The organism is Streptomyces sp. JNUCC 63, from assembly GCF_054366325.1.
On sequence record NZ_CM135963.1, the window covers coordinates 5,361,410 to 5,381,993 of the forward strand.

A 20,584-nucleotide genomic window follows, 5' to 3' on the forward strand; every position below is an offset into this window, starting at 1 on the left:
GGCTTGGTTCTCGCTCAGCACGGTGAAGGGCGTACCAGCCCGTCCGATTCCTCCCCTCCCTAAAGGAGGAGGCATCCTCGGAGGTTCCCGGTGATCCCGCCCCCTGTCGACGGCCGCCGCCGCTGCGTAGGGTGATCGGGTGACTCAGTCCGCACCCTCTGCGTATCTCCGGTTTCCGCATCCGCACGGCGAGTTGGTCGCCTTCACCGCCGAGGACGACGTGTGGCTCGCGCCGCTGGACGGCGGCCGGGCCTGGCGGGTCAGTGCCGACAACGTGCCGGTGAACCACCCCCGCCTCTCGCCCGACGGCACCACCGTCGCCTGGACCTCCACCCGCGACGGCGCCCCCGAGGTCCACGTCGCTCCCGTCGACGGCGGCCCCGCCGAGCGCCTGACCCACTGGGGAAGTTGGAAGACCCAGGTGCGCGGCTGGACCCCGGACGGCGAGGTCCTCGCGATCAGCACCCACGGCCAGGCCAGTCTGCGCCGCACCTGGGCCCGCGCCGTCCCGCTCGACGGGGGACCGGCCGCCACCCTGCCGTACGGGCCCGTCGGCGACATCGCGCACGGCCCGCACACCGTGCTGCTGTCCGCGCCGATGGGCCGCGAGGCGGCCTGGTGGAAGCGGTACCGGGGCGGCACGGCCGGCAAGCTGTGGATCGACCGCGAGGGCGACGGCGAGTTCGTACGGCTGCACGAGGACCTGGACGGCAACCTGGAGTACCCGCTGTGGGTGGGCGGCCGGGTCGCGTTCCTCTCCGACCACGAGGGCACCGGCGCCCTGTACTCCTCCCTCGCCGACGGCTCCGACCTGCGCCGGCACACCCCCCTGGACGGCTTCTACGCCCGGCACGCCGCCACCGACGGCAGCCGCGTCGTCTACTCGAGCGCCGGTGAACTGTGGCTGCTCGACGACCTCGAGGGTGCCGAACCGCGGCGCCTGGACATCAGACTCGGCGGCCCCCGCGTGGACCTGCAGCCCTACCCGGTCAACGCCTCCCACTGGTTCGGCTCCGCCGCCCCCGACCACACCGCGCGCGGCAGCGCCGTCTCGGTGCGCGGTGCCGTCCACTGGGTCACCCACCGCTCCGGTCCGGCCCGTGCGCTCGCCGCCGAGCCCGGCGTACGGAACCGGCTGCCGCGCACCTTCCGCGCCGAAGGGGAGGAGTGGGTGGTGTGGGTGACGGACGCGGAGGGCGAGGACGCCCTGGAGTTCGCGCCCGCCACCGGCCTCGCGCCCGGCGCCACCCCGCGCCGGCTGGGCGCCGGGCGGCTCGGCCGGGTCCTGGAGCTCGCCATGGCCCCCGACGGCAGCCGCGTGGCCGTCGCCTCGCACGACGGCCGGCTGCTGCTCGTCGAACGCGAGACCGGAGAGGTCCGCGAGGTCGACCGCAGCGAGCACGGGGACGTCGGCGACCTCGCCTTCTCGCCCGACTCCACCTGGCTCGCCTGGTCGCACCCCGGCCCGCGCCCGCTCAGCCAGCTCCGCCTGGCCAACACCACCGACCTGTCGGTCACCGACGCGACCCCGCTGCGCTTCCGCGACTACGCCCCCGCCTTCACCCTCGACGGCAAGCACCTCGCCTTCCTCTCCCACCGCTCCTTCGATCCGGTCTACGACGAACACGTCTTCGACCTGGCCTTCGTCGAGGGCTCCCGCCCGCACCTGATCACCCTGGCCGCCACCACGCCCTCCCCGTTCGGCCCGCAGCGGCACGGCCGGCCCTTCGAGACCCCGGACAAGGAGGAGACCCCGGACAGCGAGGGCACCCCGGCGACCCGTATCGACCTCGAAGGGCTCGCCGACCGCATCGTGCCCTTCCCTGTCGAGGCCGCCCGCTACTCCAACCTGCGCGCCGCCAAGGACGGCGTGCTCTGGCTCAGGCACCCGGTGCGCGGCGTGCTCGGCGCATCCCGCGCCACGCCCGACGATCCCGACCCGAAGACCGAGCTGGAGCGCTACGACCTCGTCCAGCAGCGGATCGAGCACCTCGCCGCCGACGCCGACCACTTCGCGGTCAGCGGCGACGGCAAGCGCGCCCTGCTGTGGACCGACGGCAAGCTCAAGGTCGTCCCCAGCGACCGGCGCGCCTCCGGCGACGAGGACAGCGACTCCAACATCACCGTCGACCTCGGCCGGGTGCGGCAGACCGTCGAACCGGCCGCCGAGTGGCGGCAGATGTACGAGGAGACCGGCCGCATCATGCGGGACCACTTCTGGCGGCCGGACATGGGCGGCGTCGACTGGGACGGCGTCCTCGACCGCTACCGGCCCGTCCTGGACCGCGTCGCCACCCACGACGACCTGGTCGACCTGCTGTGGGAGGTGCACGGCGAGCTCGGCACCTCGCACGCCTACGTCATGCCGTACGGCGACTTCCGCCAAGACGGCCGGCAGGGGCTGCTCGGCGCGGACATCTCCCGGCACGAGGACGGCAGTTGGCGCATCGACCGGATCCTGCCCTCGGAGACCTCCGACCCGGACGCGCGCAGCCCGCTCGCCGCGCCCGGCGTCGCGGTGCGCGCCGGGGACGCGATCGTCGCTGTCGGCGGCCGGCCGGTCGACCCGGTGACCGGGCCCGGCCCGCTGCTCGTCGGCACGGCGGGCAAGCCGGTCGAACTCACCGTCTCGCCCGCCGGCGGGGGCGACCCCCGGCACGCGGTCGTGGTCCCCGTCGCCGACGAGGAACCCCTGCGCTACCACGCGTGGGTCGCCGACCGCCGGGCCTACGTCCACGAGAAGTCCGGCGGCCGGCTCGGCTACCTCCACGTGCCGGACATGCAGGCCCCCGGCTGGGCACAGATCCACCGCGACCTGCGCGTGGAGGTGGCCCGCGAGGGCCTGGTCGTGGACGTCCGCGAGAACCGCGGCGGCCACACCTCCCAGCTGGTGGTGGAGAAGCTGGCCCGGCGGATCGTCGGCTGGGACCTGCCGCGCGGCATGCGGCCGGAGAGCTACCCGATGGACGCGCCCCGGGGACCGGTCGTCGCCGTCGCCAACGAGTTCTCCGGCTCCGACGGCGACATCGTCAACGCGGCGATCAAGGCGCTGGGCATCGGGCCGGTCGTCGGCACGCGCACCTGGGGCGGCGTCGTCGGCATCGACAGCCGCTACCGCCTGGTCGACGGCACGCTGATCACCCAGCCGAAGTACGCGTTCTGGCTGGAGGGCTACGAGTGGGGTGTGGAGAACCACGGGGTGGACCCGGACGTGGAGGCCGTCCAGCGCCCGCAGGATTACGCGGCGGGGAGGGACGTACAACTGGACGAGGCGATCCGCATCGCTCTGGAGGCCCTGGAGGCAACGCCCGCGAAGACTCCGCCCTCGCTGCCCTGACGTCCGGGGGCCGCAGCCCCCTGACCCCCGCTTCGGCCGGAACGGCCTCGTCCTCAAACTCCCCCGAGCTCTTCGAGCAGGGGGCGCCCCCATGGACGGGCTGCTTTTCCTACCCTCGATACCATGCCCCCGTACTGGATCAACCCGAGGAGGCACCGCATGGCTGGGGAACCCCAGGACGACTGCCTGTTCTGCAAGATCGTCGCAGGCCAGGTCCCCGCGACGATCGTCCGCGAGACGGACACCACCGTCGCCTTCCGCGACATAAACCCCCAGGCGCCCACCCACATCCTGGTGATCCCCAAGGCGCACCACAAGGACGCCGCCGCCCTCGCCGCCGCCGCCCCGGACCTCGCCGCGGACGTCCTGCGCGAGACGCAGGCGATCGCCGACGAGGAGAAACTGGACAGCTACCGCATCGTGTTCAACACCGGTTCCGGCGCAGGCCAGACCGTCTGGCACGCCCACGCCCACGTCCTCGGCGGCCGCGGCCTCGAGTGGCCCCCCGGGTAGGCCGACCGTGTCCGTACGTGAACTGGTCGTCCTCGGCACCGCCAGCCAGGTCCCGACCCGGCACCGCAACCACAACGGCTACCTGCTGCGCTGGGACGGCGAGGGCATCCTGTTCGACCCCGGCGAGGGCACCCAGCGGCAGATGCTGCGCGCCGGGGTCGCCGCGCACGACATCAACCGGATCTGCGTCACCCACTTCCACGGCGACCACTCCCTGGGCCTGGCCGGAGTGATCCAGCGGATCAATCTCGACCAGGTGCCGCACGAGGTCACCGCGCACTACCCGCGCTCGGGCAGGCGCTTCTTCGACCGACTGCGGTACGCCACCGCCTACCGCGAGACCGTCCGGCTCACGGAGACCCCGGTCGACGCCGACGGGGTCCTCGCGACGACGCCGGCGTACACCCTCGAGGCCCGCCGGCTCTCCCACCCCGTGGAGTCCTACGGCTACCGGCTCGTCGAGCCCGACGGGCGCCGTATGCTGCCCGACCGGCTCGCCGCGCACGGGATCAAGGGCCCGGACGTGGGCCGCATCCAGCGGGAGGGGTCCCTGAACGGGGTCCCGCTGGAGGCGGTGAGCGAGGTGCGGCGCGGTCAGCGGTTCGCGTTCGTCATGGACACCCGGCCGTGCGACGGGGTGCACGCGCTCGCCGAGGGCTGCGACCTGCTCGTCATCGAGTCGACCTTCCTCGACGAGGACGAGCAACTGGCCCTTGAGCACGGTCACCTGACTGTGGGTCAGGCGGCTCGTGCGGCCCGGGTCGCCGGCGTACGGCACCTCGTGCTCACCCACTTCAGCCAGCGCTACAGCGACGCGGAGGAGTTCGAGCGGCAGGCGCGGGCGGCCGGTTTCGACGGGGAGCTGACCGTGGCCCGGGACCTGCTGCGGGTACCGGTTCCGAAACGCCGCTGACCAGGCCGTACGATGCCTTGATGCCCCTGCCGAAAGCCGAACTGCACCTGCACATCGAAGGCACCCTGGAGCCCGAGCTGGCCTTCGCGCTCGCCGAGCGCAACGGTGTCGAGCTGCCGTACACGGACACCGACGAGATCCGCGAGGCCTACCGGTTCGAGGACCTGCAGTCCTTCCTGAACCTGTACTACGAGCTCATGGCCGTCCTGCGCACCGAGCGGGACTTCGAGGACCTCGCGAACGCCTACCTCGCCCGCGCCGCCGCGCAGGGCGTGCGGCACGCGGAGATCTTCTTCGACCCGCAGGCCCACATCGCGCGCGGGGTCGGCATGGGCACGGTCGTCGAGGGGCTGTGGCGGGCGCTGGGCCGCAGCGAGGAGAACCACGGCGTCTCCACCAGGCTGATCATGTGCTTCCTGCGCGACGAGTCCGCCGAGTCGGCCCTGGAGACCCTGCGGGCCGCCGAGCCGTACCTGGACCGGATCGTGGGCGTCGGCCTGGACTCGGCCGAGGTCGGGCATCCGCCGGTGAAGTTCCGCGAGGTGTACGAGACCGCCGCCGCCCTCGGCCTGCGGCGCGTGGCGCACGCCGGTGAGGAGGGCCCGCCGGAGTACATCAGTCAGGCCCTGGACGTGCTCGGCGTCGAGCGCGTCGACCACGGACTGCGCTGCCTGGAGGACCCGTCCCTGGTCGACCGTCTGGTCCGCGACCGCGTCCCGCTGACCCTGTGCCCCCTGTCCAACGTCCGGCTCCGCGCGGTCGGCACCCTCGCCGACCACCCGCTGCCCGCCATGCTGGACGCCGGACTGCTCTGCACGGTCAACTCCGACGACCCGGCCTACTTCGGCGGCTACGTCGGCGACAACTTCGACGCCGTACGCGACACCCTGGGACTCACCGAGGACCGCCTGCGCGAGCTGGCCCGCAACTCCTTCCTCGCATCCTTCCTGGAGCACGACGAGGAGCGGCGCCGACGGTACCTGGCCGAGGTGGAGGCGTACGAGTTCCCGTAGGCCCCGCCCCGTTGTCCGAGGGCATCCGTGTACTCAAACTCCGTTCGCATACGCGGATGGCCGCGGGGGGAGACGAGCGAGGGTGACCGCCGGACCCGACCTCACCGCCACCGGGATACGGCTGACCCCGATCCTGGTGGCCGGCCCGCCTGCCCGCCGAGAAGCCGGCCGGCCGTCAGGTCTCCGATCCCAACGGCCGCCTGCGCGACCGCGACGACGCGGCCGCGATGCGCGTCGCCGAGCCGGGCCGGGGCACCCCGGCGACCCCGCGCTGGCAGGCCGGGAGGGCCTGCGCGTCCCGCGGCGTGCGGTGCCGACGCGTTGTCGGTGCTCTGGTGCACACTGGCCAGACCCGCACCATGTCAGGGAGCGCACCGTGACCCCGTCCAGCACGTCCACCGGAGAGGAACCGGAGTACCCGGAAGACCGGGAGTACATCGTCGGAGCACCGCACGCCCACCTCCACCCCCAGGTCGACCCGCTGGCCCGGCTGCGCACGGCGGACGACCCGCCCTGGGACGTCTACCTCACGGGCACCGTCTTCCTCGACATCATCTTCACCGGGCTCGACTCCGCCCCGGTGCGCGGTACCGAGTCCTGGGCGCGCGGGATGGGGTCGAGCCCCGGCGGCGTGGCCAACATGGCGACCGCGCTGGCCCGCCTGGGCCTGCGGACGTCCCTGGCGGCGGCGTTCGGCGACGACCACTACGGCGACTACTGCTGGGACGCCCTCGAACAGGGCGAGGGCATCGACCTGTCCCCGTCCCGCACCGTGCCCGGCTGGCACTCGCCGGTCACCGTCTCCATGGCGTACGAGGGCGAGCGCACGATGGTCTCGCACGGCCACGAGCCGCCCCCGGAGGCCGTGTTCCTCCAGGAGGGTGCCCCGGACTGCCGGCCCCGCGCGCGTGCCGCCGTGGCCTCTCTGACACCCGGCCGGCCCGCGCCCTGGATCGCCCAGGCAGCGAGCGAGGGAACCCGCGTCTTCGGCGACGTCGGCTGGGACGAGACCGGCGCCTGGAATCTGGCGGGCCTGGCCGACCTGGAGCACTGCGAGGCGTTCCTGCCCAACGCCGAGGAGGCGATGCGCTACACGGGCACCGACTGCCCGCGCACCGCCGCGCACACGCTCACCGAGTTCGTGCCGGTCGCGGTGGTCACCCTCGGCGCGGAGGGCGCCTACGCGGTCGACCGGCGCACGGGGGAGACCGCCGAGGTGCCCGCCATCGCGGTGGAGGCGCTGGACCCGACCGGCGCGGGCGACGTGTTCGTGGCCGGCTTCGTCACCGGCACCCTGGCCGGCTGGCCCCTGGCCGACCGCCTCGCCTTCGCCGGCCTCACCGCCGCCCTGTCCGTGCAGGAGTTCGGCGGCTCGCTGTCGGCCCCCGGCTGGTCCGAGGTCGCCGCCTGGTGGCGCCGGGTGCAGTCGGTCGACGGCCAGGATCCGGCGGCGCTGCGGCGGTACGCCTTCCTGGAGGACATGGTGCCGGAGGCGAGCGTCGAGCCGTGGCCGCGGCGCAGGGCCGTACCGACGATCGGGTTCCGCAGGCCGGCGTGACGGGTGTTGACCGACGGACGTTGACAGGTGACTGCTGACGCTCAATCATCGGCACGATCGAGCACGATGGGACAAGCAGCCTCCTGACTCCCTCCGTCGAAGGACATGCGTCGTGCGCAGACCGACCCGCAGACCCGGAGTGCTCCTCGCCGTCCTCGGCCTCAGCCTGGCCCTTCCCATGGCGTTGACCACGCCGGACCCGGCGCAGGCACGGACACGGACCGAGGCGCCCCCTGCCCCTCGAGCCCCCCGGCTCACCCCCTCCGCGGACGCGCTCACCCTGACCGTACCGCCGAGCGGCACCGCTCCCGGCTACACACTCCGAGTGACGGTCGGTCAACTTTCCTTGACGACGAGGCGTTCGGGCAGCACGGTCCTGGCCACCGCCGGCGGGAACACCGGCGCGCTGCGCTTCCACGCTTCCGGCACCTGGCAGTACGCCACCCGCGTCACCGACTGGACCTGGAAGAGCGGCGCCCTGACCCTCACCGCCGCCACGACGCTGACCGGCGCGACGGTGCGGGCCCGCGTCACCCCGTCCGCCGACCGCTACCAGCTCGACTGGCAGGTCGGGGGAGTGGCCCCCGAACGCCTCGGGCTGGCCTACGACTTGAAGTCCGCCGGCCACTGGTACGGCCACGGCGAGGCACAGACCCCGAACGGCGGCCCCGCCACCGACCAGCCCTGGCCGCTGTCCAGCGGCCAAGTCGTCCACCCGACTTTCGGCCCGGCCTCGTACTACATGGTCGACCCGTTCTGGTACACGTCCTCGGCGACCGGCCTGCGCGTGGACACCGGACACGTGATGAACGTGGCGATCAACCAGGGCGAGGACGGCCTGGGCCGCTTCGACATCGAGTCCGCGGACCCGTACCGGGCGACGGTCTTCGTGGAGTCCACGCCCCTGGAGGTCTACCGCGACTACGTCGGCATCGTGGGCAGACCGGCGAAGACCGACGCGACGTACCGCCAGTACGCGGAGCCGGTGTGGAACTCCTGGGCGCAGTTCTACACCCACGTCGACCAGGCCGGGCTCCTGGACTACGCCCAGGACCTCCACGGCCACGGCCTCACCGGCCACACGCTCCAGCTCGACGACAAGTGGGAGTCCGACTACGGGAACCTGACCTTCGACCCGAAGGCCTACCCCGACCCCAGGGCGCTGTCACGCCGGATCCACGACCTGGGCTTCGACTTCGGCCTCTGGGTGACGCTGTGGATCAACCTGGACTCCGACCAGTACGAGTACGCCGCCGACCACGGCTACCTGCTGGCGGACGCCGCCGACCCCAGGAGGCCCTGCCGGGTCACGTGGTGGAACGGCACCGCCGGCATCGTCGACCTCGCCGACCCGGACGCGGCGGCCTGGTACAAGTCCCGGCTCAAGACCCTGATGACCACGTACGGCATCGACGGCCTGAAGTTCGACACCCGCTTCTTCGACGAGCGGTGCGCCCCGCGCGCGGGCTACGCCCCCGCCGACTACCAGCGCCTGGGCGCCCAGCTCGCCGACGGGTTCGACCTCCAGGGCGTAGGCATCCGCGTCCACTGGGACACCACCGCGCACCGGGCCGGATTCGTCACCCGCCAACTGGACAAGGGCACCGGCTGGAACTCCCTGCGCGCCTCCGTCACCCAGAACCTCGCCATCTCCACGATCGGCTACCCCTTCGTCACCACCGACATGATCGGCGGCTCCAGCGCCCAGCCCGCCCCCACGAAGGAGGTCCTGGTCCGCTGGGCCCAGTCCGCGTCCCTGATGCCGCTCATGTACGCCTCCACCTCCCCCGTGGACACCATCGACGTCACGACCGGCAAGAAGGTGGTCTACGACCAGCAGACGACCGCCCTCTACCGTCAGGCCATCGCCCGCCACGCCCGTCTGGCCCCGTACATCTGGGACCAGGTCCAGCACACCCTGAAAACCGGCGACCCGATCATGCGCCCCCTGTTCTTCGACTTCCCGCACGACGGACAGGCGTACACGATCACCGACGAGTGGATGCTGGGCCCCGCGATCCTGGCGGCCCCGCAACTGACGAACACCCCCACCCGCCCCGTCCACCTCCCCCCGGGCACCTGGTACGACGTGACCCGCGCCCAGACCCTCCAGGGCCCCCGGACGATCCAGTCCTACGCCACCCCCCTGGGCGTTACCCCGGTCTTCGTCGACCTCGGAGCGAGGGGGTCGGACAAGGCCCTGAGGGCCCTGCGCTGAGGGAGCCGTCCGAAGGGGTACCGGGGCGTGTCAGGGCGTGAGCGCCGCCGGAGTCGCGGCCCCGTCCAGCGGGGACCACCGCTGGCTCTCCACCAGGTCGCGGTAGTGCGCGTTGGTGGCGATGAGCTCCGCGTGGGTGCCGGTCGCGACCACCGTGCCCTCCTTGAGGACCACCACGTGGTCGGCGTGCATCACCGTGGACATCCGGTGGGCGACCACCAGCACCGACCGGTCGCGGGCGAGGGTGTCGACGACGTCCCGCAGGCGCAGTTCGTTGAGGGCGTCCAGCTGTGAGGTGGGCTCGTCCAGGAGGAGGATGTCCGCCGGGCTGAGCAGGGCCCGGGCGAGCGCGATGCGCTGTCGCTGACCGCCCGAGAGGTCGACCTCGCGGCCCAGTACGGTGTCCAGGCCGTCGGGCAGGGACCGTACGGTCTCGGCGAGGCCCACGGAATCGAGGGTGTCCATCAGCCACTCGTCCTCGCCCCTGCGGCTCCCTTCGGGGCCGGCTTCGCTGCCGAGCAGCAGGTTCTCCCGGATCGTGCCCTCCAGGAGCGTGAAGGCCTGGTCGACGTAGCCGAGGCGGGAGCGGAGTTGCTGCAGCGGCCACTGCGAGACGTCACGGCCCAGCACGCTCAGGGTGCCGTCCGAGCTGTCCATGAACCGCTCGATCAGGGTGAAGAGGGTGGACTTGCCCGCTCCCGAGTGGCCGACGACGGCGGTCAGGCCGCGGCGCGGTACGCGGAACGTCACGTCCCGCAGGACGGGTTGCCCGTCGTAGGCGAAGGAGACCCGTTCGAAGCGGACGGCGTCGGCGCCCGCGGAGGCTGCCGGTACGGCGGCGTCGGGCACCGAAGTCACCTCGTCGACCGGCTCGGTCGGGACCGCGAGCAGCTCCTCGAAGCGGCTCTTGGCGGCGAGGCCGGTCTGAAGGCGTCCGAACCCCATCACCATGACCGTGACGGGACTGACCAGCTGGAGCAGGAACAGCAGGAAGGCGATGAAGTCGGGCAGGGCGAGAGCGCCGTCGGTGATGCGGGCGCTGCCGACGATCACGATGGCGGCGAGGGCCACCTCCTGGCCCAGGGACATCACGGGCAGGACCACCGACTGGAGCTTGGACGCGTTGAGCATCTCCTTGGTGATCGCGCCCGCGTCCTCGGTGAGCGAGTCGGCGGTACGGCGTTCGGCCCGGTACGCCTTGACGGTCAGCAGTGAGGCGAGCGAGGTGGTGAAGCGCTGGGCGAGCGAACCGGTGGCGATCTGGATGGACTCGTAGCCCTTGCGGACCCGGCGCAGGACGTACCAGATGGCGCAGCCCGCGAGGGCGAACGCCGTGAACGTCAGCAGGACGAGCACCCAGTCGAGCAGGGCCATCAGCACGATCGTGGCGAGCGCCGTGACGACGGCGACCGGCACCTGGACGACGCCCACGTCGATGACGGAGCGCAGCAGCATCGCGTCGGACGTGATGCGGGCGACGAGGTCGCCGGCGCCGGCCGCCCGGACGGACTGCAGGGGCATGCGCAGCGTGTGCTCCATGACGCGGGAGCGGAGCCTGAGGACGAACCGTTCGCCGACGCGCGCCAGCAGGTAGCCGGAGATGGAGGAGGCCAGTGCGCCGCCGAGGGCCAGCGGCACCATCCAGGCCAGGGTCCCGACGATGCTGCCGCGCTTCGCCAGGGTTTCGATGAGATCGCGGACCAGCAGCGGAATGGCCAGGGTGGACGCCGTCGCGATCAGACTCAGCACGAGTGCGAGAAGGACCTGGGCGAGGTTGTCGCGCAGCAGGTCGCTGAAGACGCGCACCTGTCGTGGCGCGCGCGAGGAGGATGTGGGTCCGGTCCCCACCATGGCGTGTCCCTTCCGATGAGGTCGAGAGAGGGTGCCGCCCGGTCGGCACTCCGGCCACGGGGGCCGGGGCACCGACCGGGCAGCGGGTTCAGCAGCCGGTGGAGACGGTGTAACCGGCGCTGAAGCTGGCGGCACCACCGATCGAGGCCAGAACGCTCTCGACGGAGACGATCGTGACCGTGGTGGTGGGCGTGATCGCCGGGGCCTCGGCCGCGGCGTCGGCAACCATCTCGGCCGAGTCCGTGTAGGCGGTGTAGCCGGCGATGAGCTGGTCAGCGGTGTTCATTGTTCCTCCAGAACGGAAACTGGTCTGACGGAGAATTTCTCTCACGGGACCCGGCCGGGGGCCACCCCCTTTGTTTGCGGCATTCGATGCGCTGGCTGGGAAAACGCGGCGAAAAGATTCTTTATTGGCTCACCGGCGCCGCGTTGATGCTTTGGTTCCGGTTCACTGGCGGAGTTCACGGAACGGTATTCCGAAAGGTGGGAACGGAAAAGCCGGTGGTGCCGCGCCGGAACGCGGCACCACCGGCTCGTCGGGGCGCAGCTCAGGGCCTCACGCCCAGGAGATCCGCTCCTCCCACGCGCCCGGCGCGCCCACGGCGACCCCCGTGAACGCGTCGGCCCGGTAGTGCTGTTCGAGGGCCTCGGAGACCTGTGCGGCCGTCACGGCCCCGAGCTGCTCGGGGAAGTCGCGCAGCCAGCCGGGGCCCATCCCGTACCCGAGCACGCCGACGAGGGTGGAGGCCAGGCCGGACTGCGAGGTCTGCCCGATGTACGTGATGCCCGTGATGTATTTGCGAGCTGCGTCGATCTCCCGTGCCGAGGGGGGCCGGGAACGAAGCTGCTCCAGCTGTTCCCTTATCTCCCGGAGGGTGTCCGGGGCGGTGTCGACTGCTGTGGCGCAGTTGATGAGAATGGTGGGGTGGGCCAAAACATCGTCAATGGTTGATTCGATCTGGTAGACGAGTCCGCTTTTCTCGCGGAGTTGTCGCATGAGGCGCGAGGAGAAGAACCCGCCGAAAAGACAGTTGCCGACGCTGAGTGCGGGAAACGAGGGGTCCGTCCGCGGTGGCGCCGGGGCGGCCAGTGCCAGTTGCGCCTGCGCCGCCCCTTTGTGGTGCAAGACGGCGACCCCGCCGCCCGACCAGGCCGGCCGGGGTACGTCGGGCGGGGGTCCGGTGTCCGGCCAGGAGGCGAAGGCCGCCGCCCCGTCGGCGGCGGCCTGCTGGGGGTCGATGGCGCCGACCACCACCAGGAACGCGCCGCGAGGAACCACCGCGGCCGTGTGCAAGGCCGTCACCTGTTCCGCCGTGACGGCGCTCAGGGTGTCCGGACCGGGCCGCCAGGTGTGGGCGGCGTCGGGGAAGCAGCGCGCCCGCAGTGCTTCCTGGGCGGCCACGGCGGGCGCGGTCAGGGCGCCGTGCGCTCGTTCGGCCAGCCGCCGGGCGACGGCCTCGCACGTCGGGTGTGTGTAGTGCGGACGTTCGAGGAACTCGGCGATCAGGTCGAGGGTCCAGCGCAGTGCGTGGGCCGGCACGGAGGCGCTCAGGGCCAGGCCGCTTCCGGTCCAGGCGGCGGAGAGGACGGAGCCCTCCCGGCCGAGCGCCTCCTCGATCTCGGCGGCGGTGCGCAGGGTGGTGTTCCCGGTCAGCAGCGCGGCCAGGACCGAGGCCGTGGCGGGGTCGGCGCTGTGTACGGGCAGCGGCAGGAACAGCCGTATCTCCACCATGGGTGTGGAGTCCGCGCGCACGATGACGACCCGCAGTCCGTTGGGCAGCAGCAGGTCCGTGTGCGGGGGCAGTTCGTACGACTGGTGCGGGTCGAGCGAGGGCAGCGCGCCGACGGCCGGTGCCTGCGCGGCGGTTGTCATACGAGGGCCTCCTCGTGGGTGCGCAGTCGGAGGACCGCCCGGGGCACGGAGAGGAGCCGCGCGGCGGCCGCGCTCACGTCGTCGGCGCCTACCTCACCGATCAGGGCCGGCAGGGCGTCGATCAGGGCAGCCCGGCCGTGGAGCAGTTCGAAGGCGCCGGCGTGGCGGGTCCGTACCAGGAGGTTGTCGTAACCCCGGGCGGTCGAGGTGCGGAGCCTGGCCAGGGTGTGGGCCAGTTGCACGGGATCGGGTTCGTGGTCGGCGAGTGCGCGCAGTACAGCGTCGGTCTCGGCGAGCAGGTCCTCGGGTGCCGCGTCCTGCCGGTGGGTGATGACCAGTTGGAAGGTGTCCGGGTCGCGTGCCTGGAGCGGGCCGAAGAAGCCGCAGCCGGATCGCACGGCGGTGGCGAGCCGGGTGCCGGTCACCAGTCGGTGGGTCAGCAGCGACCGGTCGGTTCCGGTCAGCAGCGCCGACAGCACCATGTGCGCGAGGTACGCGGGCAGTTCCCGGCCCGGGTCGGGCATCCGGTGGCCGAGGGCGAGAGCGGGCAACGCGGCGTGCCCGTCCTGGTGCGTACCGGAGCGCTCGCTGTCCGGCGCCGGCTCGCCGAGTTCGGGCAGGGGTGCGGTGGGGCGGCCGGGGATCCGGCCGAAGTACCGCTGCACCAGGTCCGCCGTTCGGTCCGCGTCGAAACCGCCGCAGACCGTGAGGACGGCGTTGGAGGGGGCGTAGTACGCCTCGTGGAAGGCGGCGCACTCCTGGGTCGTGGCCCGTTCCAGGTCCCGCAGGTCGCCGTAGCCGTTGTGGCCGTTGGCGAACGACTCGTACAGGACGCCGGGCAGGACGGTCCAGGGGAATCCGCCGTAGGGGCGGTGGGTGACGTTGGTGAGGATCTCCTCCCTGACCACCCGCAGCTGGGTGTTCAGGTTGTCCTCGGTCAGGCGCAGTCCGGCCATCCGGTCGGACTCCAGGAAGAGCAGACGTTCCAGTGCCGCCGCGGGCGAGACCTGATAGAAGTCCGTGTAGTCCTGGTGCGTCGATCCGCCGGCCGTGCCGCCGGACGCCTGGACGTGGGAGAAGTGCTCGCCCTGCGCGACATGGGCGCTGCCCTGGAACATCAGGTGCTCGAAGAGGTGGGCGAAGCCGCTGCGGCCCACGGGCTCGCCGCGGAATCCGATCCCGTAGTGGACGGCCACCCCGATGACCGGGGCGACGGCGCGTGCGTCGAGCACCACCCTGAGGCCGTTGTCCAGTGTCAGGTGCCGCATGGGGCGGGGCCCTCCTGTCGGTTTTCGCGGTCGTGAGGCCGTGGTCCCCGCCGGGCCCGCCCCACGTGCCGCCGGTCCGGCGCCCGCGGAGTTCGGGGCACCGGACCGGCCGGGTCACGGTCGTGCGTGGTGATGGGGTCAGCAGCCCTTGCCGACGGTGACACCGACGCTCATGCTGATGCCCGCGCTGCACGCGTAGGACGACTCGGTGATGGACACGGCAATGGAGAGGCTGACCGGGCTGATCTCCGGCGCGCCGCCGTCCTGGACCGCGGCGATCTCGTCGGCGGAGGTGTACATCGCGTAGCCGGCCATCAGGTTGTCCGTGGTGTTCACAGTGGCTCCTCTTGAGAACTGCATTCGGCGGACGGTTTCCGCCTTCGAGATAATTTCTACACGGACTTCCGAGGGTAATCCAGCGGTGAAAAGTAAATGGCTCACTGATCGGCCGCCGAAACTTTATCCTTTTCCTGCGGGCGGTGGTCAACGGCCTTCCAGCCTGCACTTTCGGGGAGGCCGGCGGAGGGGAATCAAATATTGCGAGAAGGGGGCGGGGCCGCTTGGCCCCGCCCCCTCACGCTGCGGAAAGATCCGTCGGCAGGCGCCGCCCTAGGCGGGCAGCTCCTCCACGTAACGCTTCGCCATGGCGAGCGAGACATAAGGGTATTCCTCGCGGACCACCTTGATGGCGGCCACGTTGCCCCGTTCCCTGCGGACTCCCTGGATGCGCTCCTGGTCGACCTGGCTGCGGAATCCCTCGAAGGATCCGTACCGGTCCCAGAAAGCCTGTTTCCGCTTCTTTGTGGTGCGGTCGCCGGCGACACCAATCACCGTCGAGACGCCGACCGCGATGGCACTCGATATTCCCTCGATCATGTTCCTCCCTAACTGTTGTGCGCACCGTGCCGCGCGTATTTCAGTTTACCCGTTCGTAGACCGATACATGCCGCGGACTGATTGCGGTGTACGGCTGCTGGTGCCATCCGCCCCAGCGTTCGACGAATTTCAGCCCCGCCATTTCGGCCAGCAGATCGATCTCGAGCGGGAACGCGTACCGCAGCACATGCTGGGTGGTCTCGGGCGGCCCGCCGTCCACGATGGTGTGGGTGGCGACCATGAGCTGCTGCGAGCGGTCGACCATCATGGTGTCCAGCATGACCGCGGTCTCGTTGAGGTAGCGCATCGAGAAGTCGGGCTTGGTCATCACGTGGTAGGGCGACGGGTCGAACGCCTCCAGGACGAACCGGCCGCCCTCCGCCAGCTGGTCGCGTACGTTGCGCAGGCAGTTGAGCTGCGCCTCGCGGGAGACGGCCACGAAGAAGGTGTTGAGGACGAGGGTGACCAGGTCGAAGTCCCCGCCCATGTCGAGGTCGGGCTGGGTGAAGTCCCCCAGCACGGCGGTGACGACGCCCTCGGTGTCGCGTTCGGCCAGTTTCGCGAGCATCGCCTCGGAGCCGTCGACACCGTGCAGACGGAAGCCGCGTTCAGCCATCGGGAGCGCGATGCGTCCGGTGCCGATGCCCAGCTCCAGCACCTTGGCCTCGGGCTTCAGCATCCCGGAGAGGTACTCGACGGCGGCGTCGGTGTCGAAGCCGATGGGGTACATCTGCTCGTAGACGCTGGCCATCTTCTCGTTGTAGTGAGCGTTCTGCGCTATCACTGTTCCTCCGGTTCATGGGTCTGACGGTGTCCGGCAGGTGCGTCGGGGGAATCGCCGACGGCCGCCAGGGGGTGGTCGATCAGGTCTGCGAGCAGGTCCAGGTACTGCGTCAGCTGATCCGTCCAGTCGACGAACGCGGCGTAGTCGTGGGTGTGGACCAGCATCCGCAGTACGGCGGCCCGGGCCACCTCGACGCGGTCCACGCCGGCTGCGCCGTAGCCCTCCAGCAGCGCGCCGCTCGCCTCGGCACAGTGCGCGGCGGCCGCGTCGGCCGCGGGGTCCCCGCCCGCGAAGTGCAGCAGCCGGAACTCGGCCAGTTCTCCCAGCGCCCACCCCAGGTCGTAGGCGGCGGGGCCGCGGGCCAGCTCCTCCCCGGCCATGATCAGACATCCGGTTCCGGCCGGGCTGGGCACCACCGAGCCGAGGGCCGCACCGCCGAGCAGGAACACGCTCTGTCCGTCGGGCGAGTTGAGCGTGGCGCACCACTGGGCGGCCCGCTCCAGCCGGTCCCGGCCGAGCCGCGCGCGTGCCTCCTGGCGGAGCCGTCCGGCCCGTCCCGGGCCAGGGCGGCCCGCCAGCCAGCCCGCCAGTCGGAGGGTGCCGTGCGGGGCGCCCTGCGCGGTCGACGCGGGCACCCGCTCGTGCACCGTGCGCAGTGTCCGTCCGGCCTGGCGCAGCAGCCGGGGCAGCGCAGCCCACTGGTGGGGCGCCGCCTGGTGGTTGCCGAGCACATGGCCCAGGGAGTAGGCGGAGCCGACCCGGTAGCGGCGCTCGGTGACCCCGGCCGCCGCGTCCTCCCCCGGGCCCACCACCGCGTCGTCGCCCAGTACGACCCCGGCGCCGTCCGCCGGCAGTACCGCCAGTGCGCGGCGGGCCGACGGCGGTATCGGGGTGAAGCCGCTGGTACGAGCGGCGCCCGGGGCACGGCACCAGAGGTAGTCGGGCCCGTCCCGCAGGATCCGGGTGGTCAGGTAGCCGGTGCCGAACGCGGCGACCGTCTCGAGCCGCGTCGGCGCGGTCATGGCCGTGCCCCCTGGGCCGCCGGACTCGTCCGGGCGCGCAGCGCCTCGGCCGCGGCCATGACGGCGGGCATCGGCGCGTTGAGCGCCGCGTCCCAGCGGCCGGTGGTGGAACTCAGCCCCGGAATCGGCGGTACGACGGTGACGTGGGGCAGTTCCTCAAGCGCCGCCCTGGCCCGTATGTAGGCCGCCGAGCGCAGCCCGCCGGGCGGGAGCGAGGGCGCGATCGCCACCGGTGCCGTGGTGCACTGGAGGGCGAGCAGGACGGGGCTGTCGGCCAGTCCGTTGGCCAGCCGGGAGCAGAACCCCAGGGTGGCAGGAGCGACGAGGAACGTGTCGGCCCACTCGGTGAGTTCCACGTGACGTGCGTGCACGGCCGGCTCCCGCGGCCACTCGTCGACCATTACGTCCTGACCGCTGATCGACGCCAACGCCTGCCGGGTGACGAACCGTTCGGCGGAGCGGGTCAAGGCCACCCGCAGAAGCACCTCGGGGTAGACCGAGCGCAGCCAGTTCACCCAGAACGGGGTGTGAGCGGCACTCAGGGCGCCGGTCACGGCGTAGAGGACCCGGCGGCCGGTGAAGACCGGCACATCGTTGGGGTCGGGGGCCGTGGCGTCAGTCATCCGCCCTGACCGCCTCCAGGATCTCCCGCAGGTCCCTCGCGGCGGCCTGGGGCCCCTCCGTGAGGTAGAGACCGCAGACGTTGATGACGACCTCGTCGACACCGGCCTCGCGGTGTGCGCGGACCACCTTCGCGATGTCCTCGGCGGTGCCCGTGGCGAAGACCTGCTCCCTGATCAGTTCCTCGGCGCCCCTGAGCGGGTCTCGGGGGTCCACGGACAGTCCGGCGCGGTTGAGCATGTCCGTGTAGTGCTCGGACCCGAGGTGCGGGCCGGCCGCCGCGAAGACCAGCCTCCGCAGGTTGCGGCCCGGCCTGGCCAGGGCGGCGTGCACGATGGACGCCACCCGCGGGGTGCCGGCCCGCCCGACGTTCTGGGCGCCCTGGGCGATGGCGGGTGCCAGCTGCTCGTCGATGTACCAGTGCGGGGTGAGCCAGGTGATGGCGACGTCGGCGATCTCGCCGACCGTCCTGGCCATCCCGGGACGCAGCACTCCGAGGCCGACCTCGACCGCCGGGGCGGGGACGTGCAGCATGGCGGAGATCGAGGTGAAGTACTCGCCCTCGTGGACGACCTGCTCGCTGTCCAGCAGCCGCCGCACGACGCTCACATACTCCGTCATGGCCCGCAGCGGCTTGGCGTAGGGCTCTCCGAGGAACTGCTTCTGGAAGCTGGTGGCCCCGGGACCGAAGCCCGCGACGTAGGGGGCCCCCGACAGCGCACTGATCGACCTGGCCTCGACGGCCGCCTGATAGGGGTGGCGGAGGATGGTGAGGGCCACGCTGGTGCCGAGCGGCACCCCCGGCACGCGGGCGGCGAACGCCGCGAGCGCCAGGTGCGTCTCCACCCGCAGGGACTGGCCCAGCCACAGCCGGCGTACCCCGAGATCGCGGGCGAACGTCCCGAACTCCACCATGGGCTCCAGCGCGTCGGGCTGGATCGGGAAGATCGCGGAAGTGTGCTTCAGCGTTCCGCTCATGACGATGCCTCAGTTCTCTTGGGTCGGTTGCCGGACGCACGACGGGTCATCCGGTGCAGTACGCGAGGGGCGAGGAGGAAGCCCGTCACCGCCCAGGCTCCGTTGATCAGGTACACCTTCGAAAGCTCCCAGCTGCCGCCCGTCTCGGCGCTGAGCGCGGAGTCCGGCAGCACGGCGGCCCGTACGCCCTGTGCGGTCCACTTCAGCGGGAAGGCCTGTACGACGTCCTGGACCGCGGTGGGGAGTTTGGTGATCGGGAAGTAGATGCCGGAGAACACCATCAGGGCCAGCAGCGGGATCATCAGGAACCCCAGCGCCTCCCGGGCGTTGGGCAGGATCGCGCCGAGCACCGCACCGATCGGCACCACCGCCACCAGCCCGAGGGCCGTCACGGACAGCAGGATCAGCCAGTGCCGCGGGTCGGCGGGCGGGGAGGACCCCACCACCAGCACCCCGGCCGCCAGGGTCAGCGCACTGCCGCCCAGTGCGGTCAGGGCCACCACCACGGTCTTGGCCACCAGATAGGCCGGGATCCCGTGGGGCACGGCACGCATCCGCAACAGTGTGCCGTCCTCGCGTTCCACGGCCAGGGTCTGGGTAAGTGTCAGCAGCCCGGCCTGGACGATCATGGTGGTGATGCCGCCGGCCACCATCAGCTCCGCCATCGGCACGGTCGACCCGGGGATGTCCCCGTCCATCAGCGTGCTCAGCACGATGAACAGCAGAGGCGTGCTGATCAGGGTGAACGCCTCCCGCGGGGTGCGCAGCAACTGGTGCAGTTCCAGCAGCCCGCGGCGGGTCCCGATGGCGAGGACGCGGCGCAGCGAGGGCGAGCGGCCGGCGGTCGCGGTGCCGGGCTCGGTGGTCAGTGCTCGGGACATGGTTCAGGCACCCGCTTCCGCGATCATGCGGAGGTAGACGTCCTCCAGCGTGGGCCGGTGCACCTCCAGGTCGGGTACGGGCCCGTCGTGCTTGCGGTGCAATTCCCAGACGTAGCGGGAGGGGTCGCTGGTCTGCTCCTCCCGCCGTACGCCGTCCTCGGTCCACACGACGCGGGCCTGTGCCCGTGCCTCGGCGGCGAGTTCGGCGCCGGTGCCGAAGGCGGCGATCTGGCCGTCGATCAGTACCGCCGTGCGGTCGGAGAGACGTTCCGCCTCGTGCAGGTCGTGGGTGGTGAGCACCATGGTCATGCCGTCTTCCTTCAGCCGTTCGATCAGCTCGTGGAACTCACGCCGTACGACGGGGTCGAAACCGGCGGTCGGCTCGTCGAGGAAGAGCAGACGGGGGTCCCCGATGATGCCGAGGGCCACGTCCAGGCGCCTGCGCTGCCCGCCGGACAGGCGCTGGCACACCTGGTTCGCGTGAGCGGTCAGGCCGAGCGTGTCCAGGGTCTCGGCCACCGAACGCGGCGCCCGGTAGTAGGAGGCCACGTGCTCCAGGAGCTCACCGACCCGCCAGCGGGCGTGGTCGCGCCAGGACTGCAGGACGACGCCCACCTGGCCGCGCCACTCCTCGCCCGCCCGTTGCGGGTCCTGTCCCAGCACCCGGACCTCGCCGTCGGTGCGGGACCGGAACCCCTCCAGGATCTCCACGGTGGTGGTCTTTCCCGCTCCGTTGGGGCCGAGCAGGGCCAGTACCTCGCCGTGCTCGACCGTCAGGTCCACACCGCGCAGTACGTCCTGGTCGCCATACCGCATGGTGAGGCCTCGTACGGCAATCGCCGCTGTGTCCGCTTCAGCCGGACCGCGCATCGCTGTGG

General features: G+C 71.8%; 18 protein-coding genes. 6 read left to right on the top strand and 12 right to left on the bottom strand.

Annotation, left to right across the window (positions count from 1 at the left end; genetic code table 11):
* Positions 1-139: 139 nt before the first annotated feature.
* From ACX25U_RS24595 to ACX25U_RS24620, 6 genes are all read left to right on the top strand, one after another.
* Complete coding sequence (locus tag ACX25U_RS24595; protein WP_454383196.1) at positions 140-3,337, top strand: S41 family peptidase; 3,198 nt, start codon at positions 140-142, stop codon at positions 3,335-3,337.
* Positions 3,338-3,496: 159 nt separating this feature from the next.
* Positions 3,497-3,850 carry a histidine triad nucleotide-binding protein gene (locus ACX25U_RS24600; RefSeq protein ID WP_454383197.1) on the top strand — a complete coding sequence of 118 codons (354 nt, stop codon included), beginning with the start codon at positions 3,497-3,499 and terminating at the stop codon, positions 3,848-3,850.
* A 7-nt stretch (positions 3,851-3,857) separates the two neighbouring features.
* The gene (locus ACX25U_RS24605) at positions 3,858-4,763 is read left to right on the top strand and encodes a ribonuclease Z (RefSeq protein WP_454383198.1); all 906 of its coding nucleotides are present in this window, start codon (positions 3,858-3,860) and stop codon (positions 4,761-4,763) included.
* Between the two features lie 20 nt (positions 4,764-4,783).
* Entirely contained in the window at positions 4,784-5,776 is a 993-nt protein-coding gene (locus ACX25U_RS24610; protein ID WP_454383199.1) for an adenosine deaminase, read from the top strand.
* 436 nt (positions 5,777-6,212) lie between these two features.
* Entirely contained in the window at positions 6,213-7,334 is a 1,122-nt protein-coding gene (locus ACX25U_RS24615) for a carbohydrate kinase family protein (RefSeq protein WP_454394490.1), read from the top strand.
* Between the two features lie 112 nt (positions 7,335-7,446).
* Positions 7,447-9,552 (top strand): TIM-barrel domain-containing protein, encoded by a 2,106-nt coding sequence (locus ACX25U_RS24620; protein WP_454383200.1) that lies wholly within the window; start codon positions 7,447-7,449, stop codon positions 9,550-9,552.
* 30 nt (positions 9,553-9,582) lie between these two features.
* Here the strand turns inward: ACX25U_RS24620 and ACX25U_RS24625 are convergent, their stop codons facing one another.
* From ACX25U_RS24625 to ACX25U_RS24680, 12 genes are all read right to left on the bottom strand, one after another.
* Positions 9,583-11,358: an ABC transporter ATP-binding protein gene (locus ACX25U_RS24625; RefSeq protein WP_458633782.1), complete on the bottom strand. Its 1,776-nt coding sequence runs from the start codon at positions 11,356-11,358 to the stop codon at positions 9,583-9,585.
* A gap of 133 nt (positions 11,359-11,491) precedes the next feature.
* Positions 11,492-11,689: an LxmA leader domain family RiPP gene (locus ACX25U_RS24630; RefSeq protein WP_454383202.1), complete on the bottom strand. Its 198-nt coding sequence runs from the start codon at positions 11,687-11,689 to the stop codon at positions 11,492-11,494.
* A 270-nt stretch (positions 11,690-11,959) separates the two neighbouring features.
* On the bottom strand, positions 11,960-13,276 hold the full coding sequence (locus ACX25U_RS24635; RefSeq protein WP_454383203.1) for a M16 family metallopeptidase: 1,317 nt from the start codon (positions 13,274-13,276) through the stop codon (positions 11,960-11,962).
* Positions 13,273-14,544, bottom strand: coding sequence for a M16 family metallopeptidase (locus tag ACX25U_RS24640; RefSeq protein WP_454383204.1), 1,272 nt, complete (start codon positions 14,542-14,544; stop codon positions 13,273-13,275). Before ACX25U_RS24640 ends, ACX25U_RS24635 begins: the two co-directional genes overlap by 4 nt.
* A 138-nt stretch (positions 14,545-14,682) precedes the next feature.
* Positions 14,683-14,880, bottom strand: coding sequence for an LxmA leader domain family RiPP (locus tag ACX25U_RS24645; protein ID WP_454383205.1), 198 nt, complete (start codon positions 14,878-14,880; stop codon positions 14,683-14,685).
* Between the two features lie 273 nt (positions 14,881-15,153).
* The gene (locus tag ACX25U_RS24650; RefSeq protein ID WP_454383206.1) at positions 15,154-15,420 is read right to left on the bottom strand and encodes a hypothetical protein; all 267 of its coding nucleotides are present in this window, start codon (positions 15,418-15,420) and stop codon (positions 15,154-15,156) included.
* A 40-nt stretch (positions 15,421-15,460) separates the two neighbouring features.
* Positions 15,461-16,204, bottom strand: a complete 744-nt coding sequence (locus ACX25U_RS24655; protein WP_454383207.1) for a class I SAM-dependent methyltransferase — start codon at positions 16,202-16,204, stop codon at positions 15,461-15,463.
* Positions 16,201-17,226 (bottom strand): hypothetical protein, encoded by a 1,026-nt coding sequence (locus ACX25U_RS24660; RefSeq protein ID WP_454383209.1) that lies wholly within the window; start codon positions 17,224-17,226, stop codon positions 16,201-16,203. The genes ACX25U_RS24655 and ACX25U_RS24660 overlap by 4 nt, the downstream gene beginning before the upstream one ends.
* On the bottom strand, positions 17,223-17,849 hold the full coding sequence (locus ACX25U_RS24665; protein WP_454383210.1) for a flavoprotein: 627 nt from the start codon (positions 17,847-17,849) through the stop codon (positions 17,223-17,225). Before ACX25U_RS24665 ends, ACX25U_RS24660 begins: the two co-directional genes overlap by 4 nt.
* Positions 17,842-18,825, bottom strand: coding sequence for an LLM class flavin-dependent oxidoreductase (locus tag ACX25U_RS24670; RefSeq protein WP_454383211.1), 984 nt, complete (start codon positions 18,823-18,825; stop codon positions 17,842-17,844). The genes ACX25U_RS24665 and ACX25U_RS24670 overlap by 8 nt, the downstream gene beginning before the upstream one ends.
* Complete coding sequence (locus ACX25U_RS24675) at positions 18,822-19,706, bottom strand: ABC transporter permease (RefSeq protein WP_454383213.1); 885 nt, start codon at positions 19,704-19,706, stop codon at positions 18,822-18,824. Before ACX25U_RS24675 ends, ACX25U_RS24670 begins: the two co-directional genes overlap by 4 nt.
* A 3-nt stretch (positions 19,707-19,709) precedes the next feature.
* Positions 19,710-20,522, bottom strand: a complete 813-nt coding sequence (locus tag ACX25U_RS24680) for an ABC transporter ATP-binding protein (RefSeq protein ID WP_454383214.1) — start codon at positions 20,520-20,522, stop codon at positions 19,710-19,712.
* Between the last annotated feature and the right edge of the window lie 62 nt (positions 20,523-20,584).